Raw genomic sequence first — 25,433 nt, 5'->3', positions numbered from 1 at the left:
AATGCGCTGGACGGCCGCTGGCGCGACGTCAAGAACGCCATGCGGGCCAGGTTGTCGGACGAGATCTTCCGACCGCACTACACCCCCAATACAGTGATCGCTCGGGCGAAGGTGGGCGAGCAGCTCAAGATCATGGCCGCGGCCGGTGCTGCCGAGGACGGCTTCCGCAAGGAGCACGGCGGCAACGGCGACGTCGGCGCGGCCATCACCCAGATCGAGATGCTGGCCATGAGCGACCTGTCGCTGATGGTCAAGGCCGGGGTGCAGTGGGGCCTGTTCGGCGGGGCCATCGAGAACCTGGGCACCGAACGCCACCACAAGGCCTATGTCCGGCCACTGATCGACCTGGACCTGGTGGGTTGTTTCGCGATGACCGAAACCGGCCACGGCAGCGACGTGCAGTCGCTGGAGACCACCGCCACCTACGATCCGGCGACCCAGGAATTCGTCATTCACTCCCCCACCCCCACCGCGCGCAAGGACTACATCGGTGGGGCCGCCGAAACCGCTCGGGTGGCAGCAGTTTTCGCGCAGTTGATCACTCCGGACGGCGAGGTCCACGGCGTGCATTGTCTCGTGGTGCCGATCCGCGACGACGAGGGCAACGACCTGCCCGGGGTGACGACGTCGGACTGTCATTACAAGGGCGGGCTACCTGGCGTCGACAACGGCCGCATCGTGTTCGACCAGGTAAGGGTGCCGCGGGAGAACCTGCTCAACCGCTATGCCGACGTCGCCCCCGACGGCACGTACACCTCACCGATCGAGAACCCGGGGCGCCGGTTCTTCACGATGCTGGGCACCCTGATCCGCGGCCGGGTCACCGTCGGCGGCAGCGCCGCGGCGGCGGCGCGGGTGGCACTGGACATCGCCACCCGATATGCGCTGGAACGCAGGCAGTTCGAGGCCCCGAAGAGCACCGAGGAAGTCCTCATCATGGACTACCTGGTGCACCAGCGCCGGCTGCTGCCGCTGATCGCCAAGTCCTACGCGCTGCAGTTCGCCCAGAACGAACTGGTGGCCAAATGCCATGAGTTGCAGACCTCCGACGATCCCGACGCCGAGGAGCAGCGCGAACTGGAAGCCCGTGCGGCGGGCCTGAAAGCCGCCAACACCTGGCACGCCAGCCGCGCCATCCAGGAGGCCCGCGAAGCCTGCGGCGGCGCAGGCTATCTCGCCGAGAACCGGCTGATCGCCCTGCGTGCCGACACCGACGTGTTCACCACCTTCGAGGGCGACAACCATGTGCTCACCCAACTGGTGGCCAAGGAGCTGCTCACCGCCTACGCCGACGACATCAAGGGCATGAGCCCGGTCGAATGGGTCCGGTTCGCGGCCAACTACGCCGGTGAGCGGGTACTCAAACGCACTGCCGCGGAGACCATCATCCAAACCGTCCTGGACACCCGCCAGGACAACGAGGAGGAAGGCAGCCTGTTCAACCGCGGCACCCAGGTCAAGATGTTCGAGGACCGCGAGGAGTACATGCTGGCCTCGGTCGCGCGGCGGCTGCAGGGCAAGGCCAAGGAGATGTCGGCCTTCGACGCGTTCAACTCCGTACAGGACCATGTGCTGCATGCCGCTCAGGCACACATCGACCGGGTCATCCTGGAAGCGTTCGTCGCCGGCATCGACGCCTGCGAGGACGACACCGCCCGCGAACTCCTCCAGGATGTCTGCGATCTGTACGCGCTGTCGGTGATCGAGGACGACAAGGCCTGGTTCATCGAACACCGCTACCTGTCCACCGAACGTGCCAAGGCCGTGACGCGCGGGATCAACGAACGCTGCCGCTCACTGCGCCCGCACGTCGAAACCCTCGTCGACGGATTCGGCATCCCCGAGCAGTTGCGCTACGCGGCGATGCTCGACCCCGCCGAGCTGGTCAACGGCTGAGGCGCCTCAGGGCTTCGGAATCGGGTCGACGGCAACCAGTTTGCCGTCGTCCCCGATCCGGAACCGCACGGTGGCGATTCCGGTAGGCGACTTGGCTGAGTCGTGGCCCTGCTGCCACTGGTAGTTCACCACCACGCTGTCGTCGGCGTTGGTGACCACGTTGATGTAGGGCCGCGGCTCCGGGGTGGCCGGACCGATGGGGGTCTGCCGGTCGAAGAACAACAGCTGCCCGACGCTGTTCGGATCGGGGTTGGTCTGGCCCACCTGCACCCAATACAGCCGGCAGTTGGTGGTATGCCCCGTGCCGATCTGGGTCCATTCCTTGCCCGCAGCGGGTGCGGGCAGTTTGGCGATCTGATCGGCGACCGTGTCGGCGCTGGGGCCGTCCGACGGCGCGCAGGTATCGGGCTTCGGTGGCGGCGCGGACGACGGACTCCAGCCGCAACCAACCGCTAGGAAACCGACGAAGGCGACGATGGCGATCAGCCGTGGGTGCACTCCCCAAGGGTAGCCAATCAGTCCGGCTCAGCGAGTGGGCTGACGACGGCGCGTCGATAGGTGACACTGTTTGCGATCTGACTCACGATCCGTCTCGCGATCCGTCAAAGGACCCGCGTGCGACCACTGACCCCAAGGAGAACACCGATGGCTTGGTTCCTCGCCATGGAAGGCCCCGCCAACAAGGCCGTCCTGTACCAACTGCAGGAATCAGTCAATGTCCAACAGATCGCCGAGGAGATGTCCAGCGCGGCCACCCTCGATCGCGCCGTCCCCGTCCCGGCCGTGCTCGCCAACAACCGGCAACAGGTGACGGTCTATGTGCGGCCGGCGGCTTGGGGCGTGTGGACGTTCTACCAACTGTCCGAAGAGGAGCGGAAAGCTCTCGCGTCGGCGTCCAATCCACTGGTGGAGGCGCTTACCCAGGCGGCCCGTCAGGCCCAGACCCGACCCCAATCCTAAGGACTGGGGTTTGAGAGAACTTGCTCCCCCGATTGGACTCGAACCAATAACCGCCCGATTAACAGTCGGGAGCTCTGCCAATTGAGCTACAGGGGACTACCTTCCGCGGAAGCTCCGCGGCCGAGCGTTGACTCTAGCGTACGGACCGCCGCCGCCGCCAACTCGCTCCCAGACGGGCGCGCCGAGGCGATGGTGAGGCAGGATGGAGCACAGACATTGGTCGTCCTGGGAAGCCCGTCGCTTTGGGAGGAATGCTGTGATCCGCTATGCCGCCGTGATCGCCGTCGGCTACGTGCTGGGCGCCAAGGCCGGGCGACGCCGCTATGAGCAGATCGCCAGTACCTATCGCGCGGTGACCGCCAATCCGGCCACCAAGGCGGTGATCGACGCCGGACGACGCAAGATCGCCAAGCAGGTCTCACCCGACCCGCAGTTCCTCACGCTGACCCCCATAGACGCAGAAACGTCGGTGTTCTCCACGAAGGAGAGCACCGACGGTTCGGCGAAAACTCGCTGGTAGGGCTAGCCGATCCCCTGGTTGATCGACGTGCCCGGCAGCAGCGGGCCGGTCACCACGCCGTTCTGACCGACGCCCACCCACGGCGTCCCCACGTTGGCGGGCATCCCGTTGGAGTAGGACAGGCACTTGCCGTCCTCCTTGTTGCCGAACCAGGCCAGGCAGGCCGGCTGGGCCGAGACCTCGGGGCCGGACGTGGAGGTTGCGAGGAACGCCGGGGCAGCCGCTGCCGCCCCTGCGACCAGCGCGAATGCGCCGACTGCAACGTAACGCCGCGTCTGCGTGCTGAACAGTGTCACCGGGATTGCCTCTTTCGCGTGTGGGGGCCCGACTGCCGTCACCCTATCGCGATGTGGGTGATCACGCAGTCAGGTCGTCGCCGCTGGCCTGTTCCAGCAGGCTGCGCCGGTAGGACTCCATGGCCACCAGGTCACCGAACAGAGCGTGATATTCGTCTCCCTGCTCCACCGGCGACATGCGTTGCAGCTTGGACTTCACCTCGGCGATCTGACGGCCGACCCAAACTTCCTGCAGGCGGGCCAGAACGCTGCTGATGTAGCGCGGCAGGTGCTCGTCGTCCTCGACGTTGATGGCCTCGACGCCCAGCTCGTTGACCAGACTGGCCGCCGCCGGCGACGTGGTCTGCTCGCGGACGGCCTCGATCCACTGGGCCCCGGACTTGCCCGCCGCCATGCCGCCGGCCGCCTCGATCGCCGCACGCACCGCGGCGTACCCCGGATGGGTGAAGCTCTCGACGGTCAGCGAATCGAACACCGGTCCGGCGATCGCCGGATACTGCAGGGCAGCTTTGAGGGCCTCGCGCTGCGGCCACAGCGTCGGATCGGTCGGATTGGGGCGCGACACGGGGGCCGCCGCGGGTCTTGCCTGTTGCCGCGCGGGCTGGCGCCGCGAGTCCTTACGGCCGCCGCTGGCTTCCTCCCGCACCCGGCCGATCACCTGCGCGACGTTGTCCCAACCGACCCAACCGGCCAGCTGTCTGGCGTACTCGTCGCGCAGGGTCTGATCCTTGATGCGGGCCGCGATCGGTACGCAGCGCCGCAGCGCCGCCACCCGGCCCTCCGCGCTGTCCAGGTCATGTTCGGCCAGCGCGCTGCGAATCACGAACTCGAACAACGGGGTTCGTCGTGCGACCAGATCACGCACGGCGCCGTCGCCGGAGCGCAGTCGCAGATCGCACGGATCCATCCCGTCGGGGGCCACCGCCACGAACGACTGCCCGGACAGGTTCTGCTCCCCCTCGAACGCCTTCACCGCGGCCGCCTGGCCGGCGGCGTCACCGTCGAACACGTAGATCAACTCGCCGCGGAAGAAGTTGTCGTCCATCATCAGCCGGCGCAGCATCGACAGGTGCTGCTCGCCGAAGGCGGTGCCGCACGAGGCCACGGCGGTGGTCACCCCGGCCATGTGCATGGCCATCACATCGGTGTAGCCCTCGACGACGACGGCCTGGTGCCCCTTGGCGATGTCACGTTTGGCGCGGTCCAGCCCGAACAGCACCTGCGACTTCTTGTACAGCACGGTCTCGGGGGTGTTGACGTACTTGGCCTGGTTCTGGTCGTCGTCGAACAGCCGGCGCGCGCCGAAGCCGATGGTCTCGCCCGAGGACACCCGGATCGGCCAGAGCAGCCGGCGATGGAACCGGTCCATCGGTCCACGCTTGCCCTCCCGGCTCAGCCCGGCGGCTTCCAGCTCCTTGAACTCGAAACCCAAGCGCTGCAGGTGCTTTGTCAGCTTGTCCCACCCCGACGGTGCGAAGCCGCACCCGAACTGGGCCGCCGCGGCGGCGTCGAAGTTGCGCTCGGTGAGGTACTTGCGGGCCTCGGCGGCTTCGTCTGAGGCCAACGCCTCGGCGTAAAACTCCTGGGCTGCCGTGTTGGCGGCCAGCAGCCGGCTGCGGCTGCCCCGGTCGCGCTGGACGTTGGTGGTCGACGCGCCGGTGTAGGTGACGGTGTAGCCGACCTTGTCGGCCAGCAATTCGACCGCTTCGACGAACGTGACGTGCTCGATCTTCTGGATGAAGGCGTACACGTCGCCGCCCTCGCCACAGCCGAAGCAATGGAAGTGACCGTGGTTCGGCCGCACGTGGAACGACGGGGACTTCTCGTCGTGGAACGGGCACAGGCCCTTCATCGAGTCGGCCCCGGCCCGCCTCAGCTGGACGTAGTCGCCGACGACATCTTCGATCCGGACTTTTTCACGGATGGCCGCGATATCTCGATCTGAAATCCGGCCGGCCACCGGCTCATTCTAGAGGTCTGGGCGAGCGTGCCTCGTGCACTCGTTCCAACCGGCTCTCTGTGTAGGACGCGATCTGGTCGACCACCACGCGCAGCCGGGCGCCGTCGTCGGCAGCGAGGTCGAACTCTGGCGCGAACTGCGGGTCCAGACTGCCCGGCGCCTGCGCCCACAATGCGAGGGCGACTTCGTGGATGAGCGTGCGCTGATCGGCCTGGATCTGCAGGTGCCGGTGGTCGGACATGATGAACTGCAGCGCCAGCATCTTGAGCAGCACCACCTCGGCGCGCACCAGCGGCGGCACCGACAGCTCGGCGTCAAACCGCCGCAACGGCCCGTCGCCGGCCACCGCCCGGGTCTGGGTGATCGCCGCATTGGCAAAGCGGCCGACGAGTTCACTGGTCAGGGTCTTCAGCGCCACCGAGGAGGCCAGGGTTCCGTCGTACTTCCCCACTGCGGCCACCACCGGAACATGCGACAGCCGCTCGGCGGCAGCCAGCAGGTCGTCGTGACTGACCGTGGGAAAGGACCGGGCACCCAGAACCGCCAGCGAGGCGGCGGCATCGGGATCGCCGAGCACCCGCAGGTCGATGCGTCCGGAGATGACGCCATCCTCGACGTCGTGCACCGAATAGGCGACGTCGTCGGCCCAGTCCATCACCTGGGCCTCCAGGCATGGCCGCTCGGCGGGTGCACCGGCTCGTACCCAGGCGGCGGCATCGGCGTCGTCGTCGTAGAAGCCGTACTTCTTGCGGGTGCCGAAGCTGGGCCATGGATATTTGGCCACCGCGTCCAGTGCGGCCCGGGTCAGGTTGAGCCCGGCCGAACGACCCTCGGCATCAAGGACTTTGGGCTCCAGCCGGGTGAGGATCCGGAAGTTCTGCGCGTTGCCCTCGAACCCGCCGAACGGTTTGGCGATCTCGTCGAGGGCACGCTCGCCGTTGTGCCCGTAGGGCGGGTGGCCGATGTCGTGGGCCAAGCCGGCCAGGTCGACCAGGTCGGAATCGCAGCCGAGCCCGATCGCCATACCGCGTCCGATCTGTGCCACCTCAAGTGAATGGGTGAGCCGGGTGCGCGGGGTGTCACCGTGCCGCGGACCGACCACCTGGGTCTTGTCGGCCAGCCGCCGCAGCGCCGCGCTGTGCAGCACGCGGGCCCGGTCGCGGGCGAAGGCCGTACGGTGCTCGGTGTCGGTCCCGGGCAGCGCAGCACCCTTGGGCGCCTCGACCACCAGACGTTGCCGGTCGAAGTCGCTGTAGCAGGCCTGCGTATCCGCGTTCACCGACGCACAGTCTGCCAGGAAGCGACGCTGAGACCCCGCAGCGCACTAGATTGACGGTCATGCGTATCGCCCGTGTGCTGTCCATGCTGCTCGCGATCCTGATTGCCGGACTGCTGGTCGCCCCCGGCGCCGCCGCCGAACCACCGTTGCGGCTGGCCACCCAACTCACCGACAACGCCGGGGCGCTCTCGGCAGCCCAGCGCGGCAACCTCCAGCGTGCGATCGACAGGCTCTACGAGGATCGCCACATCAAGCTGTGGGTGATCTTCACCGAGGACTTCGCCGGCCAGGGCCAGGCCGGCTGGGCCCAGAAGACCATGCAGCTGAGCGATTTCGGTGACGACGACGCGCTGCTCGCCGTCGCCACGGTGGACCGGGCGTTCGCCTTCCAGGTGCCCTCCACCGTCACCAGCTCGGCCCGCGCCGACGACATCCGGCGCGACAGCATCACCCCGGCCCTGCGCCGTGACGACTGGGCCGGCGCAGCCATCGCCGCGGCCAACGGGCTGAACTCCCAACCCGAATCCCCCGCGGCGCCCAGCATCTCGTGGCCAGGCGTGCTGATCGCGCTTGGCGTGATCCTGGTGCTGGCCGGTCTGCTGTGGTGGTGGTCGCGCCGGCGGCGCGCCAAGCGCCGCCACGCCGAGTTCGAGGCCGCCAAGCGGGTCGATCCGACCGACGCCAACGCATTGGCCGCGGTGCCGCTAGAGGCGCTCGACGAGCTGTCCCGCTCGATCGTGGTCGACGTCGACAATGCCGTGCGCACCAGTGAGGCCGAGCTCGAACTGGCTGTCGAGGAGTTCGGGGCCAAGCGCACCGAACCGTTCACCGCGGCCCTGGCGAACGCGAAAACCGCCCTGGCCCAAGCCTTCACCGTGCGCCAAACCCTCGATGACGACGTGCCCGAGACGCCGCTGCAACAGCGCGAGATGCTGACCCGGGTGGTGGTGTCGGCGGCCAGGGCCGACCGTGAGCTCGACACCCAGAGCCAGGCGTTCGAGCAGCTGCGCGATCTGGTGATCAACGCCCCGACACGGCTGGACGCCATGACCCAGCAGATGGTCGACCTGACCGCCCGCATCGACCCGTCCCGGCAGACCCTGGACACCCTGCACACCCAGTTCGACGCGACCGCCCTCACTTCGGTGGCCACCAATGTGGACACCGCCAAAGAGCGGCTGGCGTTCGCCGATCGCAGCATCAGCTCGGCCCGCGCCCTGGTCTCCCGGCCGGCCACCGACCAGACCGCACTGGTGGACGCGGTGCGCTCGGCCGAGTCGGCCCTGGATCAGACCCGCACCCTGCTCGACGCGGTGGACAGCGCGGCGTCCGATATCAATCGGGCGCTGGCCGGCCTGCCCGCGGCCATCACCGACATTCAGGCCGGGATCGACCAGGCGAATTCGCTACTGGGGCAAGCCGGTACGCCACAGGCCGACAAACTCGGCGCGGCCCGTGACGCCGCGAAGAAGGCTGCCGACGATGCGGCGGCCAACGGGAAGGCGGACCCGCTGGGCACGTTCACCCGGCTGACCAAGGCCGACGCCGAACTCGACCAGCTGCTGGCCGGCGTGCACGAACAGCAGGAGGCTGCCGAGCGGCTGGCCCGGGCGCTGGAGCAGGCCCTGTTCACCGCTCAGTCCCGGATCAAGGCGGTATCGGACTTCATCGAGACGCGGCGCGGCAGCATCGGACCGGAGGCCCGCACCCGGCTGGCCGAGGCGCAACGGCAGCTTCAGGCCGCAGAAGCCAAGCGGGCCGAGAATCCCAACGAGGCGGTGGCGCACGCCAACGGGGCGTCGACGCTGGCCGCCCAGGCGCAGGGTCTGGCCAACGATGACGTGCGGGCCGCGCAGCGGTCCTACACCACGCAGTACGGCGGCGGTGGCGGCTCCGATATGGGTGCCGTACTCGGCGGCATCCTCATCGGCAACGTCCTGCGCGGCGGCGGCGGTTTCGGTGGCGGCTTCGGCGGCGGGTACGGGGGCAGCTGGGGCGGTGGCCGCAGCATGGGCCGCCCGACGTCCTATGGCGGCGCGTCACATTCGTCGGGCCGCAGCTACGGCGGCGGAGGCGGCCGCTTCTAGTCGGCCAGGCGGCAACGGGCCGGGCAGTAACGCCGGTTAGCCGCCCCGGGTTTCGGTGATAGTGACCTGCCCGGCCGGCACCGAGGAGCCGTCAGTGCGGCGGAATCCGATCCGGGCCGGTTCCCCGGTCTCCGTTTCGACGAACCGGTAGCCGCTGCTGTACGGCCGGGCAAGGTGTTCGTGACCCCACTGCCCCATCGCCGCCAGCACGGGCACCAGGTCATATCCGGCGTCGGTCAGCACATAGCGGCTGCGGGTGCGATCGCCGGGCTCCCGGTAGTCCACGACGTCGAGGATGCCGGCTTCCACCAACTCGGACAGCCGCGCGCTGAGCACGTCGGAGGCCACTCCCAGATGTTCGCGGAACTCCGAGAACCGGGAGCGGCCCAACAGCGCCTCTCGAATGATCAGGATCGCCCACCGCTGCCCCAGCACCGACATGGTGCGGGCGATCGGGCAGGCGGCGTCGGACCACGGTTCTGCGGGCATACTCACATCATAGCTGGGTTGGGAATTCAAACTCAGATTGCTACGTTGGCAGACGTGACACCCGGAAGGCCATCGGAGTCGGCCGAGGTCAACACTCGAATCAAAGGAGTTCGACATGGCAGCAACAGGAACACCGGTAGCGGGTGCGACGGTCGTCGTGACAGGCGGCCAGCAGGGACTGGGCAAGTCGATCGTGGATGAACTCCTGGCGCGCGGCGCTGCCAAGGTGTACTCCACCAGCCGGCGTCCCGGCACCGCGGCCGACCCTCGGGTGGTGGTCGTACAGGCCGACGTCACCAACGGCGACGACGTCGCCCGGCTGGCCGAGGTCGCCGCCGATGCCACCGTCATCGTCAACAACGCCGGCGTACTCGGCGGCCACTCACTGGCGGCGGACGACCTCGACGAGATTCGTTCGGTGCTGGAGACGAACTTCTTCGGCGCACTGCGGGTGACCAGAGCCTTCGCACCGCTGCTGGCCAACCGCAACGGCGCGATCGTGAACATCGCATCGGTGCTGTCGTGGCTGCCCGGCTACGGCGCCTACGGTGTCTCGAAGGCGGCCCTGTGGTCTGCGAACAACTCTCTGCGGCTGGAACTTCGCGAGCAGGGCACCGATGTGGTCGGCGTGTACCTCGGGTACACCGACACCTCGATGACTGCCGATCTCGATGTCCCGAAGAACGACCCGGCCGACGTCGCCCGGCAGATCGTCGACGGGATCGTCTCCGGCGCACCGGAAGTACTGGCGGACGAACTGACCCGCCAGGTGCACGCACCCCTGTTCCAGGCCTCGTAGGCAGGCGCCGCCATGTCGACATATCGCGCCTATCAGGTGACCGGCCAACAACAGTTCGAACTCGTCGAACGCGAGGTGGTTCCACCCGGACACGGCCAGGTCCGGATCCGGGTGCACGCCTGCGGGGTGTGCCACAGTGACTTCCTCGCGGTCGAGGGCCAGCGACCCGATCCACAGCAGCCGGTGGTCCCCGGTCACGAGATCGTCGGGATCGTGGACGCGGTGGGCGACGGGGTCACCGCGTGGACCGTCGGTGACCGGGTCGGCCTGGGATTCCTCGGCGGGCAGTGCAACGAGTGTGAGTACTGTCGCCGAGGCGATTTCGTCAACTGCACCGATCAGCCGCTCCCCGGCACCAACGCGGACGGCGGCTACGCCGAGATGGTCTACGCCCGGGCCACCGGGCTGGTGCGGGTGCCCGACGAACTCGATGCGATCACCGCCGCTCCCCTGTTGTGTGCGGGCGTGACGGTGTTCAACGCGCTGCGAACGACGCCGGCTCCGAACGGTGCGCTGATCGGTGTACAGGGCCTGGGCGGGCTGGGGCATCTGGGCGTGCAGTACGCCAAGAAACTCGGCTACCGGGTCGCCGCGATCGCCCGCGGCTCCGAGAAAGCCGACCTGGCAAGGACTCTGGGCGCCGACCACTACATCGACAGTGCCGCGGCCGATCCGGGTGAGGCGCTCACCGCGCTCGGCGGCGCCGCGGCCATCGTTGCCACCGCCGCCAGTGGCGCTTCGATGAGCCCGCTCGTCGCGGGGCTCGCACCGCACGGCCGACTCGTCGTCGTCGGTGCCGCGTCGGATCCGATTGAGGTCGACACCGCCACCCTGATCTTCGGAGGACGCAGCATCGTCGGCAGCCTCACCGGATCGGCCGTCGAGAACGAGGACAATCTGGCATTCAGCCTCGCGTCCGGCATCGCCCCCATGGTCGAGGTGATGCCTTTCGAGGACGCCCCGAAGGCCTACGCACACATGATGTCCGGCCGGGCCCGCTTCCGCGTCGTCCTCGAGATCGCGACGCCACGATGACACGGCACAGCGGCATCGTCGACCACCCGAACCGCCGCCTTCTGGTGGCCCTGCCCGACAGCTATGAGCGGGCCCGCGAGCGATACGAAACCCTGGTGCCCGCATTCGACGACGCGGCCTTCGCCGCCGCATCGGACTGGGACGAGGTACTCGCCGTAGCCAAAGAGCAGGCGCCACACGGGTTCCTGCGCTACCTCAGCTTCGACGTCGCCCCGACCATGGCCGGGTCAGGATCGAACGGGCAGGCCACCGAGTACCTGATGGGCAACCACACCATTGCCGAACGCATGTTCCGCCACGATCCGGGTGTCATGTTGCACGCGCCGTTGCGCACACTGCTCTACGCCGGTCCCCACGGCACCGTGCTCGCCGTCGACCAGCCGAGCCTGCTGTTCAGCAGCTACGACAACCCGGCGATCGCCGCCGTCGGCGCCGAACTCGACGCCCTGCTGGCGACGCTGATCGGCCTGCTCGACGGCGACGTGCCCGCACCCCTGCGGGGCGAGCCTAGGGCTAGGCGCCCTTGAGCCGCGTGGCCAGGTAGTCCGACACCTTGTCCAGGGCGATGCGCTCCTGGGTCATGGCGTCGCGTTCACGGATGGTGACCGCGTTGTCCTCCAGGGTGTCGAAATCGACCGTCACGCAGTACGGCGTGCCGATCTCGTCCTGGCGGCGGTAGCGCCGGCCGATGGCACCGGCGTCGTCGAACTCGACGTTCCAGAACTTCCGGAGCTCCGCGGCCAGGTCACGGGCCTTGGGTGACAGGTCGGCGTTGCGCGACAGCGGCAGCACCGCGGCCTTGACCGGGGCCAACCGCGGGTCGAGCTTGAGCACGGTGCGCTTGTCCACGCCGCCCTTGGCGTTGGGGGCCTCGTCCTCGGTGTAGGAGTCGACCAGGAACGCCATCAGCGAACGGGTCAGGCCGGCTGCCGGCTCGATCACGTAGGGCACGTAGCGGGTGTCGGTGCCCTGGTCGTAGAACGACAGGTCGGCACCGGAATGCTTTGAGTGCGTGGACAAGTCGAAGTTCGTGCGGTTGGCGATGCCCTCCAGCTCACCCCACGGGTTGCCGGCGAAACCGAACTTGTACTCGATGTCGACCGTGCCGTCGGAGTAGTGCGACAGCTTCTCCTTGGGGTGGTCGTAGAGGCGCAGGTTGTCCCGGTTGATGCCGAGGTCGATGTACCACTGCAGCCGGGTCTCGATCCAGTACTTGTGCCACTCACCCGCGGTCGACGGCTCGACGAAGAATTCCATCTCCATCTGCTCGAACTCGCGGGTGCGGAAGATGAAGTTGCCCGGCGTGATCTCGTTGCGGAAGCTCTTGCCGATCTGGCCGATGCCGAACGGCGGCTTCTTGCGCGCGGTGGTGACCACGTTCGCGAAGTTGACGAAGATGCCCTGGGCCGTCTCCGGACGCAGGTAGTGCAGACCCTCCTCGGACTCGATCGGGCCGAGGTAGGTCTTGAGCATCATGTTGAAGTCACGGGGCTCGGTCCACTGGCCCTTGGTGCCGCAGTCGGGGCAGACGATCTCGTCCATCGGCACCGAATCCGGGTCATCGAGACCCTTCTTCAACGCGTAGGCCTCCTGCATGTGGTCCTGCCGGTGCCGCTTGTGGCAGTTCAGGCACTCCACCAGCGGGTCATTGAAGACGTCGACGTGGCCGGAGGCCACCCACACCTGGCGCGGCAGGATGATCGCGCTGTCCAGGCCGACGACGTCGTCGCGTCCGGTGACCATGGACTTCCACCACTGGCGCTTGATGTTCTCCTTGAGCTCGACACCGAGCGGGCCGTAATCCCACGCGGACTTGGTGCCGCCGTAGATCTCACCGGACTGGAAGACCAGGCCACGGCGTTTCGCCAGGTTCGCAACGGTATCGATGATGGATGCCACGGTGCATCAGCGTAGCGACCAGCCTGCCGCCAGCGATAATCCGCCGCGACCGCGGGAGCGGTTGACATGCGATATCGCGCATGTATTGTGGCCCGTAATGGAAACGATTTCCAATATCACGGTAAATCAACACGACGATGCTCGCGAGCACAACGCCGCCCCGGCGTCGGAAATGCCGTCGCGTGAGGTCCTCGACACCGCCGGCGAACTGCTGCGTGCGCTGGCCGCGCCGCTGCGGATCGCCATCGTCCTGCAGCTGCAACAGTCCCAGCGCTGCGTCCACGAATTGGTCGACGCACTCGCCGTGCCGCAGCCACTGGTGAGCCAGCACCTGCGCATTCTCAAGCAGGCCGGGGTGGTGGCCAGCGAGCGCGCGGGACGTGAGGTCCTCTACCGCCTCGTCGACCATCACCTTGCCCATATCGTCGCCGACGCGGTCGCCCACGCCAGCGAGGAACAGCAGTGACAGGGGCGGTCCGGTCCACCCGACAGCGCGCGGCCATCGCCGACCTGCTCAACGAAACCGAAGGATTCCGCTCAGCCCAGGAGCTGCACGACGAACTGCGCCGCCGCGGCCAGGGCATCGGCCTGACCACGGTGTACCGCACCCTGCAGGCCATGGCCACCACCGGCAGCGTCGACACGTTGCGCACCGACACGGGCGAGTCCGTCTACCGGCGTTGCTCGGAAGACCATCACCACCATCTGGTGTGCCGGGAGTGCGGCGCCACCGTCGAGATTTCCGGCGGCCAGGTCGAAGCCTGGGCCGCCGACGTGGCCCGCGAGCACGGTTTCTCCGACGTCAGCCACACCATCGAGATCTTCGGGATGTGCCGCGGCTGCAGCGACGGGATCAACTGACCCGATCGCGCGCCAGGGCCAGCACGGTGTCACGGGTCAGCGGGGCGAGCTCGATGTCACCAGGCGCATGGAGGTCGATCCAGGTCATCTCGGCGATCTCGGCCTGCGATTGCGGCTCGCCGTCCAGGCTCACCAGGTAGAGCCACGCGTCGACGGAGTGGCCGGGTTCATTGGCTGCCGGTGCGCTGTGGCGGCCGAGCTCTTCGGCTTCGGACGGCGCGAATCCGACCCCGAGTTCCTCGCGGACCTCCCGGGCCAGGGCCTCGATCGGCTGCTCCCCCGGCTCGATCTTCCCGCCCGGCTGCATGAATGCCGTCGTGCCGCGCTTGCGGACCACCAGCAGCCGGTCACGCTCGTCGAGCACTACGGCGGCGACGATGCGGATGACCGGAGGGGTCACGACATCAGGTCCCGGCGGACATCGGCGCCGGTGGCCAGAACCATGAGGATCAGCGTGCGCAGCGCGTCGTCGGTGAGCCCGGCCGCCGGGAAGTTGTAGCGCAGCATCACGTCGGCGACCTTCTTGGCCGGCCGCTTGCGCGCAGCGCCCTTGGGGGTCGCGCCGTTGGTCGGTGTTTCGACCAACTTCTCCACCAATACCACCGTGCCCAGCATGGTCTTGCTGGCATGGTCGGACACCCGTTCGCGAATCTTGTTGTTCAGCGGCAGATCCCAGGCCAGCGGCTGGGTCAGCGAGACCATCTCCAGATCCTCGGCGATGGCCACCACCCGCACCGAGGCCACCGAACCCTCGACGGTCACCGTCAACGCGCTGTCCTCTTCCTCGACGACGGACATCACCTCGCCGAGAGCCGAGGACAGCCGCTGCAGGAGGCCCGGCATGTCAGGCCCTGCCGAATCGACGGTTGCGGTTCACGTACTCCTCGCACGCCGCCCACAGATCGCGCCGGTCGTAATCCGGCCACAGCTTGTCCTGGAACACGAACTCGGCATAGGCCGACTGCCACAGCAGGAAGTTGCTGGCCCGCTGCTCCCCCGACGTCCGGATGAACAGGTCCACATCGGGGATGTCGGGACGGTGCAGATGCTTGGCGAAGGACGCCTCGCTGATCCGGCCCGGGTTGATCTTGCCCTCGGCGGCTTCGGCGGCCAGTGCCTGCGCGGCCTCGACGATCTCGGTGCGCCCGCCGTAGTTCACGCAGTAGTTGACGGTGATGACGTCGTTGCCGACCGTCATCTCCTCGGCGATGTCGAACTCCTTGATGACGCTGCGCCACATCCTGGGCCGCGACCCGACCCAGCGCATGTTCACGCCCATGGCGTTCAGGTTCTCCCGGCGGCGGCGCACCACCTCCCGGTTGAAGCCCATCAGGAACCGGACCTCTTCGGTGCTGCGCTTCCAGTTCTCCGTCGAGAACGCGTAGACGCTGAGGTGTTTGATGCCCAGTTCGATGGCGCCGCAGGTGATGTCGATCAGCACCGCCTCGCCCATCTTGTGTCCCTCGGTGCGGCCCAGGCCACGCTGGGTGGCCCAGCGACCGTTGCCGTCCATCACCACGGCGACGTGATTGGGCACCTGGTCGGCAGGGATCCGGGGCGCGACGGCCTTGGAGGTGTGCTGGGGCGGGCGGGCGAAGCGGCCGTTGGTGCCGGCCGGAATCTCCGGGAAGACGACGGGCCAGCTCGAGGTGTCCGGGAAGACCGGATAGTCCTCAGGCGCCGGGGGCAGCTGTGGGTAGGTCGACTTGCCCCGCTTCCCGTCCTTCGTCAATGCCATGGCCCATATCCTGCCTGACCAGCGTCGAGCGCTGTTCGGCGACTGTCCGATCGATGCGGTACACCCGCTCGACCAGAGGCAATGTCCGCAGTTGGCGCTCCAGGTGCCACTGCAGATGCGCTGCGATCAGCCCACTGGCCTGGCTGCGATGCCCCGATGAGGAGGCCTCGGCGTACTCCCAGTCCCCCTCGTGCAGCGCCGACATCAGCTCCAACACGGGCTGCGGCGGGGTACTGGATCCGCTGGGCCGGCAGTGCACGCAGACGCTGCCGCCGACGGCGACGTGGAATGCCCGGTGCGGACCCGGCGCGGCGCAGCGGGCGCACTCGGTCAGTGCCGGCGCCCACCCGGCGATCGTCATCGCCCGCAGCAGGTAGGAGTCCAGCACCAGTTCGCGGGCCCGGCGCCCGTCGGCGATGGCCCGCAGCGCGGCCACCGTGAGCCGGTGCAGGTCGGGCATCGGTGCCCGCTCCTCGCCGGCCAGTCGCTCGGCGGTCTCCAACATCGCGCACGCACTGGTGTAGCGGCCGTAGTCACTGACGATGTCGGCGGCGAACGCGTCGATGGCCTGCACCTGGGTGACGATGTCGAGGTTGCGTCCCGGATGCAGCTGCACGTCGATGTGGGCAAACGGCTCCAGCCGCGCGCCGAACTTGCTGCGGGTACGCCGGACCCCCTTGGCCACCGCGCGCACCAAACCATGGTCGCGGGTGAGCAGGGTGACAATCCGGTCGGCCTCGCCGAGCTTGTGCTGGCGCAGCACCACCGCCCGGTCCCGGTACAGCCGCATCGTGACAGTGTCGCACCATGGCCGGACAGGTTCCGTTATGCACCGCCGATATTCTCGAAAGTGATGGCCAAATCTGCGACTTCCGACCCGAGCTCACCCCGATTTCCCACCCTGACCAATCAGCTCTACCAACTTGCCAGCGGCGCAGTCACTTCTGAAGAACTGGTACGTCAGTCTTTGCACGCCATCACCGCGAGCCAGTCCACCCTCAACGCATTCCGCGTCGTGCTGACCGAGCAGGCGCTGGCCGACGCCGCCAAGGCCGACACGGTTCGCGCGGCCGGCAAACAACTCCCGCTGCTGGGAATCCCGATCGCGGTCAAGGACGATGTCGACGTCGCCGGGGTGCCCACCCGGTTCGGCACCGACGGCTCCACCCGCGTCGCCGCCGCCGACGCCGAAGTTGTGCGCCGCCTGAAGGCCGCCGGCGCGGTGATCGTCGGCAAGACCAACACCTGCGAACTCGGGCAGTGGCCGTTCACCGGCGGTCCGGGCTTCGGGCACACTCGTAACCCCTGGTCACGCAAGCACAGCCCGGGTGGGTCCTCGGGTGGCAGCGCCGCGGCCGTCGCCGCGGGCCTGGTGACCGCGGCCATCGGATCCGACGGCGCGGGTAGCGTCCGCATCCCCGCGGCGTGGACGCACCTGGTCGGCATCAAGCCCCAACGCGGACGCATCTCCACCTGGCCGCTGCCCGAGGCCTTCAACGGCATCACGGTCAACGGTGTGCTGGCCCGCACCGTCACCGACGCGGCCCTGGTGCTCGACGCCGCATCGGGTAACGCCGAGGGCGATCTCCACAAGCCGGCACCGATCGAGGCCGCCGAGCACGTCGCCCGCGCACCCGGACCGCTCCGGGTGGCCATGTCGACGAAGTTCCCGTTCACCGGTTTCCCGGCCACGTTGCACCCCGAGATCCGCGACGCCCTGCAGGGCCTGGCCGATCAACTCGGGCAGCTGGGTCACACCGTGGTGGCCAAAGACCCCAACTACAGCCTGCGGATGTCATGGGATTTCCTGGCCCGCTCCACCGCGGGCCTGCTGGACTGGACCGACCGGCTCGGCGACGTGCCCTATGACGAGCGCACCCTGGCCAACATGAGGATCGGTCGGCTGTTGTCCCAGCACATCCTCCGCAAAGCCCGGGCGCACGAGGCCGCCGTACAGCGGCGGGTGTCCTGGATCTTCAACCTCGTCGACGTCATCATCGCGCCGACCACCGCCCAACCTCCGCCGCTCACACACGAATTCGACCGGCGCGGGTGGTCTGCCACCGAACGCAGCTCGATCGCCGCCTGCCCGGTGACCTGGCCGTGGAACCTGCTGGGCTGGCCATCGATCAGTGTGCCCGCGGGCTTCACCTCCGACGGGCTGCCGATCGGCGTCCAGTTGATGGGGCCGGCCGACAGTGAGCCGCTGCTGATCTCGCTGGCCGCCGAGTTGGAGGGGATCACCGGCTGGGCCGCCAAGCAACCCGAGATCTGGTGGAATGCCCCGTCGCGGACCGACGCGTCACAGGCCGCTGCAGCGATCAACGCGCTAGACGGGTAGGGCGGAAGCGCTGGTCACACCTGACAGGAAGCCGTCGAATCGCTGTGAAAATTGGTGCAATTGACGCCTGCCACCCGTTGCTACGCTCGAATCCACGGCGTGGGGGCCGCGACGAAATTGTTCAAGCTGTCGGGAGGGTCAAGAGGCGTGCACACTGATGCATCCATGGGCGATACGCGGGCGTCTGAATGACGGGGGCACAGGACAGTGAGGGCAGCAAGGGGCCCAGCAAGTTCAAGATCGGGTCGCTGGCTTGGAGCACATACAGCGACCTCAAGAAGCTCATGGAGGGCGATCCGATAGGCGCGGTCGGACTGGTTGGCGACGCCGGAAAATGGGCGCAGTTGCTCATTCCCGAAGCCGTCGCCACACCGGTGATCGCCGGCGGCCTGATGGTGCTGACGGGAACCAGTAAGACCATGGGACAGGGAAGCCCAGACACCGGTGGCGCCTTCAGCGACGGCGCCAAGCTGTTCCAGTCCAACGGGAAGAGCCTCGAAGGCGCCTACCCCACCGAAACATGGTCTGGCTCTGCCTCCGACGCCTACATGTCGCAGAACTCGCACCAGATCCAACGCGCGACAACCATGCTCGAAGCCGACAATGACATCGTTCGGATCCTGTCTACGCAGGCGCAACAAGTCGACCATGCCCGTACCGAAGTCGACTGGGCGTCAAAAGGTTTGGCGGCGATGATTCCCGTGGCGATGGCACTGGAGGCCACCGTCCTGGGCGCCCCGGAGTCGATTGCCCTCCAAATCGCTGCGGTAGCCACAGCGAGCGCATTCGCCGGCGTCGCAGTCGGCAATCTGATGAATTACGCGCAGGACAATGCGGCGCAGATACGAGAAGCCACGGATAAGTACCGGCAAGCGGGCGCGGTGAGCCAGTCCGGGACGGGTTCGCCTACCCCGGCCGGTAACGGCCCCGGATCCAACAAGCCGGACAATCCCTCCGGGCAGGACACCCCCGGCACCCAGACCGGACCCCCAAGCACGGGACCGACAAGCACCGGAAATTCGGGCAACCAGACCGGCGGCGGTGGCTCGGGTGCCGGCGGTGGCTCGGGCACAGGCGCCGGTGGCGGCCCCGGGAGCGGTGGCGGATCGGGCACTGGTGGCGGCCGTGGATCTGGGGCATCGATGCCGAGCACGACCGGCATGTCCAGCGGTGGCGCGAGCAGTGGCGCCGGGATGGGCGGCATGCCGTCACTTCCTCAAATGGGCGGTGGTTCCGGAGGCGGCGGTGCCGGCACACTCGGCAGCCTCGTGGGCGCTGCCGGCCAGGTCGTCGAGACCGTGATGCAGGCAGTGGAGCAGTCCGATCAGCAAGACCCGAACGCGCAGAATGGCGGCCAGTCCGGCGCGGCGGATGGCGAATCGCAGGCCGGCCGAGCACCGATCAACGCTGCCTCCGGCGCCCACACCGCGAATCATGCTGCGCCGCAGCGCCTCACAACTGATGTGTAACCGCGAAAGGACCACTTCATGTCCGACGAATTGAACGTCCTCACTTCGGACCTCCGAGATATGTCGACCACGCATGACACCGCCGCGGCCGGATTCTCCGCGGCAGGCGATACGACGTCGTATGTGGAATGGAAGGTGCTGGCAACGCACGGCCCGATCTGCTGGTCGTCGCAGCAAGCACTGTGCGAAGCGAACGAAGCCCGCAAATCCGCTTCCGAAGCGATGATGAATGCGTCAAACGGCCTGTCGCGGAACCTGACCACGGCGGCCTCGCAGTACGACCAGATCGACGCGCAAGAATCCGGCACCCTCGGCCGGACGATGCACTGCTGATCACATGACCGATCACACCTGGGACGACGATGATCCCGAGGACGAGCAGTCTCCGGGCGACCTGGATGCGCTGGGTTTCGGCGACGACATGCACAGCCACGACGACCACGACGACCACGACGACTGGTCGGGGCTCGACGCGTTCACTGTCGACGAATCCCCCAGCGGCCCAACGACAGATTTCGCTGATCTCCCCGCGCCGGCCTCGGCCGATGATGATGAATCGGACGACACGTCGTCGGGACCGGTCACATTCGGAGTAACGAACCCGGCCGGAACCATCACGGCGCACGCCACGATCTCGGGCGCCGTCAATCGGATCGAGTTGGCCCCGTCGACAGCCTCGATGACCGAATCCGACCTCGCACGCAACATCATGGCTACGGCCAAGCTCGCAAACCTGCAGGGCCGCGCAATCCAGCGCGCGATGGTGCAAGGTCTACTCATGTACCAGGGAATGGATCAGGAAGTCGCCGAACAGTTCATCGACGACATGATCGATCTGCCCACACCCGCTCAAGCCGAGGCCGCTCAGGCCGAGGCAATGGCGCAGTATCTGCGTGGCGAACGCTGACCGTCAGCAGTTCGTCGGCCAGGTAGGATTTCGCAGGCTATCGAATAGGGCAAGGGGAATGCCGCAATGAGCTATCCGGATCCGTACCACCCCCAACAACCTCCGCCGGGGCAATATCCGCCCGCCCCACCTGGACCCCATGGATACGGTTATCCGCCCAACGGTGGCTACCCGCCTGCTCAGCCTTACCCGCCGTACGGCGCCCAGCCACAACCCCCGTATTACCCGCCACCCGCTGTCCCACAGCCCACTGCCAAGCGGGACGACGGCAACTCCAGGGTTTGGCGGATTCTGGACAACCTGATGTTCTTCGCCAGCGACTCCGCCTCACAAGGCCTCGGCAAGAACGCACGGGAACGCGTCAAAACAGGGCTGATCATTCTCGGCGTCGCCATTATCGGCATCGCGCTCGTGATCGGGATCGCCGTGATAGCGAGCAAATAGCGGCGACTCGCCCGCCCGATCAGAAGCCCAGCCGGCCGAGCTGCTTGGGATCGCGCTGCCAGTTCTTGGCGATCTTGACCCGCAGGTCGAGATAAACCTTTGTGCCGAGCAGCTTTTCGATCTGGGTGCGGGCGGCGGTGCCGACCTCGCGCAGCCGCGCGCCACCCTTGCCGATCACGATGCCCTTCTGGCTGTCGCGCTCGACGTAGAGGATGGCGTGCACATCGATGAGATCGTCACGGCCCTCACGTTCCTCGACCTCTTCGATGACCACAGCCAGTGAATGCGGCAATTCGTCGCGCACGCCTTCCAGGGCTGCCTCGCGGATGAGCTCGGCCATCAGTACTTCCTCGGGCTCATCAGTGAGCTCGCCGTCGGGGTAATACGCAGGCCCCGGCGGAAGTTTGGAGACGAGGACGTCGGTGAGCACGTCGAGTTGTTCGTTGGCGGTGGCCGAGACCGGCACGATGTCGGCATCGGGCCCCAGGAGTTCGCTGACGGCCATCAGCTGCTCGGCGACCCGCTCCTTGGGCACCTTGTCGATCTTCGTGACGACAGCGATCAGCGTGGTCTTGGGCGCGACCGCGCGAATCTGCTGATAGATCCAGCGATCACCGGGACCGATGCGCTCATCGGCGGGGATGCACAGACCGATCACGTCCACCTCGGAGTAGGTGTCCTTGACCAGGTCGTTGAGCCGCTGCCCGAGCAGCGTGCGCGGACGGTGCAGCCCCGGGGTGTCGACCAGGATGATCTGGAAGTCCTCACGGTGCACGATGCCGCGGATGGTGTGTCGGGTGGTCTGCGGCCGGTTCGAGGTGATCGCGACCTTCTGGCCTACCAGCGCGTTGGTCAGCGTCGACTTGCCGGTGTTGGGCCGGCCGACGAAACAGACGAAGCCGGAACGGAACTCACTCATCGTTCTCCCCTATCACCGAAACTGCGGTGAGATCGCCATCTGGACCTGAAACACGATCTGTGCGCAGTCTCGGCAGTGTCACAGCGGTTTTCCCGCCCGATCGGTGACGATCACCGCGGCGTCGGCGGACAGTTCCCGCACCGCCGCGACGCCCGCGTCGTCAGCGGCACCGCCGACCAGCACTGCGGCCTCGAGCCCGGTGGCACCGCTGGACACCGCGGCGGCCACCGCCGCTTGCAACGCAGTCAGCTGCAGCGCCGCCAGGGTCACCGGGGCGCCGGCATAGGTGCGGCCGTCCTGGTCGCGCACCGCCGCGCCCGTTGACGCCTCGGCGCGACCCATCGCGCCACGGGCCAGCACCACGAGCTTGTTGTCTTCTGCGTCGAGCTCAGTCATCGGTACCTCGGGTCTCCTGTTTCTCAGATTCAGCCGGGCTGACCAGAATTGTGCCGATCCGCACCCGTCCACGGTGGTCGGAATCCCCCTCGGCGCGCAGCCTCAGGCCGTCCCACGTGACTTCGGCGCCGGGCAGCGGCACTCGGCCCAACTCAAAGGCCACCAAGCCGCCGACGGTGTCCACGTCGAGATCCTCGTCGAACTCCATTTCGTAGAGTTCGCAGAGGTCTTCGATCGGCAGCCGTGCCGACACCCGGTACTGACGGTCACCGAGGTCTTCGACCGGAACCACCTCACCGGCGTCGTACTCGTCGACGATCTCGCCGACGATCTCCTCCAGCACGTCCTCGATCGTGACCAGGCCGGCGATCGCGCCGTATTCATCGACGAGCAGCGCCATGTGGTTGCGGTCGCGCTGCATCTCGTTGAGCAGTTCGTCGAGCGGTTTGGAGTCCGGGACGAACACCGCCGGTCGCATCACCTGTGCGACGTTGGTGTCACGGCCACCGTTGGTCGAGTAATAGGTCTGCTGGACAAGGTCTTTCAGATAGACCACGCCGACGATGTCATCGACGTTCTCCCCGATCACCGGGATGCGGGAATGTCCGCTGCGCACCGCCAGTGACGTCGCTTGACCTGCCGATTTGTCGCTTTCGATCCATACCATCTCGGTGCGCGGCACCATGACCTCGCGGGCCGGGGTGTCGCCGAGCTCGAACACCGACTGGATCATCCGGCGTTCCTCGTCGGCCACCACGCCGCGCTGCTGGGCCAGGTCGACGACTTCACGTAGCTCGATCTCGGAGGCAAACGGTCCATTGCGGAAGCCGCGGCCGGGAGTCAACGCGTTACCGATCAACACCAGCAGCCGGCTGATCGGGGTGAGCAACACCGAGATCGCCTGCAGCGGCAGCGCCGAGATCAGCGCGATGGAGTAGGCGTTCTGCCTGCCGACCGTGCGCGGCCCGACGCCGATGGCCACGAAGCTCGTCACCACCATGATCGCCGCCGAGGCAACCAGACCCCAGCTGACACCGAGGTGCCCGTCGAGGAAGGACACGAGCAGGACCGTGGCGCTGATCTCGCAGGTGATTCGCAGCAGCACAACAAGATTGATATAGCGGGGTCGCTCGGCGACCACCCGACTGAGCCGTGCCGCGCCGGGACGTTCGTCGCGCACAAGCTCTTCGATCCGCGCGATCGAGACGGTGGACAGCGCGGCGTCGATGGCCGCGAACAAGCCCCCGAACCCGACGAGCACCACGGCGCCGAGCAGCGGAAGTATGCCGCTCACGGTTCGTCGAAGTATCGGGACTTGTCCAGCAGGCGCTGATCCTTCTGGCTCTGCCGGTCGGCGTGATAGGCCTCGACCTGATCAGCCACCCACTCCTCGAGGAGCTGACGCTGCAGCGCGAACATCTCCTTTTCCTCGTCCGGCTCGGCATGGTCGTAGCCGAGCAGATGCAGCACCCCGTGCACGGTCAGCAGCGCCAGCTCCTGGCCGAGCGAGTGCCCGGCCTTGGTGGCCTGCTGCTCGGCGAATTCCGGGCACAACACGATGTCACCGAGCATGGACGGACCCGGCTCAGGTGCGTCCGGTCGGCCTCCCGGCTCCAGCTCGTCCATCGGGAAGCTCATCACGTCGGTGGGCCCCGGCAGGTCCATCCACCGCATGTGCAGGTCGGCCATCGCGGCACTGTCCAACAGCACCATCGACAGTTCGGCGGCCGGATTCACGTCCATCTTGGCGATGACGAAGCGTGCGACGCTGATCAGTTCGTCCTCGGAGACGTCGATGCCCGACTCGTTGGATACCTCGATGCTCATCGGCGGGGTCGTCCGTTCGGTGAACGGCGTTGGGCACGGTTGAGCAAGGCCGGCTCCTCATGTCGGGCGTAGGCGTCGACGATCTCGGACACCAGGCGGTGGCGGACCACGTCGGCGCTGGTGAGTTCGGCGAAATGGATGTCGTCGATACCGTCGAGGATGTTCATCGCCGCGCGCAGGCCCGAGGTGTTGCCGCCGGGCAGGTCAACCTGCGTAATATCGCCGGTGACAACGACTTTGGATCCGAACCCGAGACGGGTCAGGAACATCTTCATCTGTTCGGCGGTGGTGTTCTGTGCCTCGTCGAGGATGATGAACGCGTCGTTCAAGGTCCGGCCGCGCATGTAGGCCAGCGGCGCGACCTCGATCACCCCGGCGCTCATCAGTTTCGGAATGAGCTCGGGGTCCATCATGTCGTGCAGTGCGTCATACAGCGGCCGAAGATACGGATCGATCTTCTCGCTCAACGTGCCGGGCAGGAAACCAAGGCGCTCACCGGCTTCCACCGCGGGGCGGGTCAGGATGATCCGGCTGACCTGCTTGGTCTGCAGCGCGCTGACCGCCTTGGCCATCGCCAGGTACGTCTTGCCGGTACCGGCAGGGCCGATGCCGAACACGATGGTGTGCGCATCGATGGCGTCGACGTAGCGCTTCTGGTTGAGCGTCTTGGGCCGGATGGTCTTGCCGCGGCGGCTCAGGATGTCGAGCGTCAGCACCTCGGCCGGCGACTCGTCTTCGGTGCCGGTGAGGATCGCGACGCTGTGCCGCGCCGCCTCGGGCGTCACCGCCTGTCCACTGGAGGCGACGGCGATCAGCTCGGCAACCACACGTTCGGCCAATGCCACGTCGGCAGGCTCGCCGGTGAAGGTGATCTCGTTGCCGCGGGCGTGAATGTCGGCGGTCAGAAGTCTTTCGAGTGCCCGTAGATTCTCATCAGCGGAGCCGAGCAGGCCCACGATGATGTCGGGCGGAACGGTGATGCTGCTGCGGACAGATTCCGATGCGGTGGCCGACGAGTCAGCGGTCGTGTCGCGGGGCGTCACGTGGAGTTTGTGCCTGCTTTCCGTGTTTTCAAGACGGCCGGCTGCCGTCGTACTGTTGCCAGTTTACCGCTGGTCAACGACACGCCCCAATGGTTAAGCAGGCTGATGGCGATCGGCGCCGCGCGGTTGCCGGGCCGAACCGGCCGGCCGGGTGAACACACAGGTCAGCGTGATGGCGCGGCCAGTCCGGGTGGCACGCGAACCTCCCGGAGGGGTGACCTGCCAGACCCTGCGCCGAGTGTGTCGCCTGTTGCGACGTTTGCGCCGG

Annotated in this window: 29 protein-coding genes and 1 tRNA gene; 14 read left to right on the top strand and 16 right to left on the bottom strand. The window is 67.3% G+C overall.

All coding sequences use genetic code 11. From position 1 onward, the window contains the following. Window positions 1-1,896: acyl-CoA dehydrogenase family protein (locus TX88_RS29305; protein WP_044524267.1), on the top strand; the 1,896-nt coding region annotated here is incomplete at its 5' end. Between the two features lie 6 nt (window positions 1,897-1,902). On the opposite strand, the gene TX88_RS29300 is transcribed toward TX88_RS29305, so the two are convergent. Then, window positions 1,903-2,394 carry an LppP/LprE family lipoprotein gene (locus tag TX88_RS29300; RefSeq protein WP_044523204.1) on the bottom strand — a complete coding sequence of 164 codons (492 nt, stop codon included), beginning with the start codon at window positions 2,392-2,394 and terminating at the stop codon, window positions 1,903-1,905. A gap of 147 nt (window positions 2,395-2,541) precedes the next feature. Between TX88_RS29300 and TX88_RS29295 the strand changes: the two genes are divergently transcribed. Next, entirely contained in the window at window positions 2,542-2,856 is a 315-nt protein-coding gene (locus TX88_RS29295; protein WP_044523202.1) for a hypothetical protein, read from the top strand. Window positions 2,857-2,879: 23 nt separating this feature from the next. Here TX88_RS29295 and TX88_RS29290 read toward each other — a convergent pair. Next, window positions 2,880-2,952 (bottom strand) — tRNA-Asn (locus TX88_RS29290). A gap of 160 nt (window positions 2,953-3,112) precedes the next feature. Between TX88_RS29290 and TX88_RS29285 the strand changes: the two genes are divergently transcribed. Continuing rightward, the gene (locus tag TX88_RS29285; protein WP_044523198.1) at window positions 3,113-3,376 is read left to right on the top strand and encodes a hypothetical protein; all 264 of its coding nucleotides are present in this window, start codon (window positions 3,113-3,115) and stop codon (window positions 3,374-3,376) included. A 2-nt stretch (window positions 3,377-3,378) separates the two neighbouring features. Here TX88_RS29285 and TX88_RS29280 read toward each other — a convergent pair whose 3' ends face one another. The 3 genes from TX88_RS29280 to TX88_RS29270 form a co-directional block, all read right to left on the bottom strand. Next, window positions 3,379-3,672 carry a DUF7155 family protein gene (locus tag TX88_RS29280; RefSeq protein ID WP_205264042.1) on the bottom strand — a complete coding sequence of 98 codons (294 nt, stop codon included), beginning with the start codon at window positions 3,670-3,672 and terminating at the stop codon, window positions 3,379-3,381. Between the two features lie 61 nt (window positions 3,673-3,733). Then, window positions 3,734-5,632: a DNA primase gene (dnaG, locus tag TX88_RS29275; protein ID WP_044523194.1), complete on the bottom strand. Its 1,899-nt coding sequence runs from the start codon at window positions 5,630-5,632 to the stop codon at window positions 3,734-3,736. Window positions 5,633-5,636: 4 nt separating this feature from the next. Beyond that, complete coding sequence (locus tag TX88_RS29270; RefSeq protein ID WP_044523192.1) at window positions 5,637-6,911, bottom strand: deoxyguanosinetriphosphate triphosphohydrolase; 1,275 nt, start codon at window positions 6,909-6,911, stop codon at window positions 5,637-5,639. Window positions 6,912-6,970: 59 nt separating this feature from the next. Here TX88_RS29270 and TX88_RS29265 point away from each other — a divergent pair, with 59 nt between their 5' ends. Beyond that, entirely contained in the window at window positions 6,971-8,998 is a 2,028-nt protein-coding gene (locus TX88_RS29265; protein ID WP_044523189.1) for a TPM domain-containing protein, read from the top strand. A 36-nt stretch (window positions 8,999-9,034) separates the two neighbouring features. Here the strand turns inward: TX88_RS29265 and TX88_RS29260 are convergent, their stop codons facing one another. Continuing rightward, the gene (locus TX88_RS29260; protein WP_044523187.1) at window positions 9,035-9,487 is read right to left on the bottom strand and encodes a winged helix-turn-helix transcriptional regulator; all 453 of its coding nucleotides are present in this window, start codon (window positions 9,485-9,487) and stop codon (window positions 9,035-9,037) included. A gap of 115 nt (window positions 9,488-9,602) precedes the next feature. On the opposite strand from TX88_RS29260, the gene TX88_RS29255 reads away from it, so the two are divergent. From TX88_RS29255 to TX88_RS29245, 3 genes are read left to right on the top strand one after another with little or no spacing between them, the layout of a single operon-like run. Next, on the top strand, window positions 9,603-10,286 hold the full coding sequence (locus tag TX88_RS29255) for an SDR family oxidoreductase (RefSeq protein WP_044523183.1): 684 nt from the start codon (window positions 9,603-9,605) through the stop codon (window positions 10,284-10,286). 12 nt (window positions 10,287-10,298) lie between these two features. Next, a complete protein-coding gene (locus tag TX88_RS29250) occupies window positions 10,299-11,321 on the top strand; it encodes an alcohol dehydrogenase catalytic domain-containing protein (RefSeq protein WP_044523180.1) in 1,023 nt (340 codons plus the stop codon). Continuing rightward, window positions 11,318-11,848: a DUF302 domain-containing protein gene (locus TX88_RS29245; RefSeq protein WP_044523172.1), complete on the top strand. Its 531-nt coding sequence runs from the start codon at window positions 11,318-11,320 to the stop codon at window positions 11,846-11,848. Before TX88_RS29250 ends, TX88_RS29245 begins: the two co-directional genes overlap by 4 nt. Here the strand turns inward: TX88_RS29245 and TX88_RS29240 are convergent. Next, complete coding sequence (locus tag TX88_RS29240) at window positions 11,835-13,220, bottom strand: glycine--tRNA ligase (RefSeq protein ID WP_044523162.1); 1,386 nt, start codon at window positions 13,218-13,220, stop codon at window positions 11,835-11,837. The two genes, TX88_RS29245 and TX88_RS29240, sit on opposite strands and share 14 nt — an antisense overlap. Before the next feature lie 97 nt (window positions 13,221-13,317). On the opposite strand from TX88_RS29240, the gene TX88_RS29235 reads away from it, so the two are divergent. Further along, window positions 13,318-13,686, top strand: a complete 369-nt coding sequence (locus tag TX88_RS29235) for an ArsR/SmtB family transcription factor (RefSeq protein ID WP_044523159.1) — start codon at window positions 13,318-13,320, stop codon at window positions 13,684-13,686. After that, window positions 13,683-14,081 (top strand): Fur family transcriptional regulator, encoded by a 399-nt coding sequence (locus tag TX88_RS29230; protein WP_044523152.1) that lies wholly within the window; start codon window positions 13,683-13,685, stop codon window positions 14,079-14,081. The genes TX88_RS29235 and TX88_RS29230 overlap by 4 nt, the downstream gene beginning before the upstream one ends. On the opposite strand, the gene TX88_RS29225 is transcribed toward TX88_RS29230, so the two are convergent. The 4 genes from TX88_RS29225 to recO are packed head-to-tail and all read right to left on the bottom strand — an operon-like array spanning window position 14,074 to window position 16,609. Further along, window positions 14,074-14,481, bottom strand: a complete 408-nt coding sequence (locus TX88_RS29225; RefSeq protein ID WP_044523142.1) for an NUDIX hydrolase — start codon at window positions 14,479-14,481, stop codon at window positions 14,074-14,076. The two genes, TX88_RS29230 and TX88_RS29225, sit on opposite strands and share 8 nt — an antisense overlap. Continuing rightward, entirely contained in the window at window positions 14,478-14,924 is a 447-nt protein-coding gene (locus TX88_RS29220) for a hypothetical protein (RefSeq protein WP_044523131.1), read from the bottom strand. Before TX88_RS29220 ends, TX88_RS29225 begins: the two co-directional genes overlap by 4 nt. Before the next feature lies 1 nt (window position 14,925). Further along, window positions 14,926-15,819: a decaprenyl diphosphate synthase gene (locus tag TX88_RS29215; RefSeq protein WP_044523128.1), complete on the bottom strand. Its 894-nt coding sequence runs from the start codon at window positions 15,817-15,819 to the stop codon at window positions 14,926-14,928. Further along, window positions 15,755-16,609: a DNA repair protein RecO gene (gene recO, locus TX88_RS29210; RefSeq protein ID WP_044524257.1), complete on the bottom strand. Its 855-nt coding sequence runs from the start codon at window positions 16,607-16,609 to the stop codon at window positions 15,755-15,757. The genes TX88_RS29215 and recO overlap by 65 nt, the downstream gene beginning before the upstream one ends. 63 nt (window positions 16,610-16,672) lie before the next feature. On the opposite strand from recO, the gene TX88_RS29205 reads away from it, so the two are divergent. From TX88_RS29205 to TX88_RS34395, 5 genes are all read left to right on the top strand, one after another. After that, a complete protein-coding gene (locus TX88_RS29205) occupies window positions 16,673-18,160 on the top strand; it encodes an amidase (protein WP_044524254.1) in 1,488 nt (495 codons plus the stop codon). A gap of 188 nt (window positions 18,161-18,348) precedes the next feature. After that, entirely contained in the window at window positions 18,349-19,629 is a 1,281-nt protein-coding gene (locus tag TX88_RS34400; protein ID WP_049925502.1) for an EspA/EspE family type VII secretion system effector, read from the top strand. Window positions 19,630-19,647: 18 nt separating this feature from the next. Further along, window positions 19,648-19,962 (top strand): ESX-1 secretion-associated protein, encoded by a 315-nt coding sequence (locus TX88_RS29195; RefSeq protein ID WP_044523125.1) that lies wholly within the window; start codon window positions 19,648-19,650, stop codon window positions 19,960-19,962. Window positions 19,963-19,966: 4 nt separating this feature from the next. Next, entirely contained in the window at window positions 19,967-20,536 is a 570-nt protein-coding gene (locus TX88_RS29190; protein ID WP_049925500.1) for a hypothetical protein, read from the top strand. 303 nt (window positions 20,537-20,839) lie between these two features. Further along, window positions 20,840-20,980, top strand: coding sequence for a hypothetical protein (locus tag TX88_RS34395; RefSeq protein WP_162563230.1), 141 nt, complete (start codon window positions 20,840-20,842; stop codon window positions 20,978-20,980). Window positions 20,981-20,999: 19 nt separating this feature from the next. Here TX88_RS34395 and era read toward each other — a convergent pair whose 3' ends face one another. The 5 genes from era to TX88_RS29165 form a co-directional block, all read right to left on the bottom strand. Further along, a complete protein-coding gene (era, locus tag TX88_RS29185; RefSeq protein ID WP_044523123.1) occupies window positions 21,000-21,899 on the bottom strand; it encodes a GTPase Era in 900 nt (299 codons plus the stop codon). A 78-nt stretch (window positions 21,900-21,977) separates the two neighbouring features. Next, window positions 21,978-22,295 carry a cytidine deaminase-like protein gene (locus TX88_RS29180; protein WP_044523118.1) on the bottom strand — a complete coding sequence of 106 codons (318 nt, stop codon included), beginning with the start codon at window positions 22,293-22,295 and terminating at the stop codon, window positions 21,978-21,980. Continuing rightward, window positions 22,288-23,589: a hemolysin family protein gene (locus TX88_RS29175; protein WP_044523115.1), complete on the bottom strand. Its 1,302-nt coding sequence runs from the start codon at window positions 23,587-23,589 to the stop codon at window positions 22,288-22,290. The genes TX88_RS29180 and TX88_RS29175 overlap by 8 nt, the downstream gene beginning before the upstream one ends. Next, the gene (gene ybeY / locus TX88_RS29170) at window positions 23,586-24,122 is read right to left on the bottom strand and encodes an rRNA maturation RNase YbeY (protein ID WP_044523112.1); all 537 of its coding nucleotides are present in this window, start codon (window positions 24,120-24,122) and stop codon (window positions 23,586-23,588) included. The genes TX88_RS29175 and ybeY overlap by 4 nt, the downstream gene beginning before the upstream one ends. Further along, window positions 24,119-25,165, bottom strand: a complete 1,047-nt coding sequence (locus TX88_RS29165) for a PhoH family protein (protein WP_044523108.1) — start codon at window positions 25,163-25,165, stop codon at window positions 24,119-24,121. The genes ybeY and TX88_RS29165 overlap by 4 nt, the downstream gene beginning before the upstream one ends. Window positions 25,166-25,433 lie beyond the last annotated feature (268 nt).

This window comes from Mycolicibacterium septicum DSM 44393 (assembly GCF_000455325.1).
Lineage (GTDB): Bacteria > Actinomycetota > Actinomycetes > Mycobacteriales > Mycobacteriaceae > Mycobacterium > Mycobacterium septicum.
Note: the sequence above shows the minus strand (reverse complement) of the source record. Positions and strands in the feature narration are given on the sequence as shown.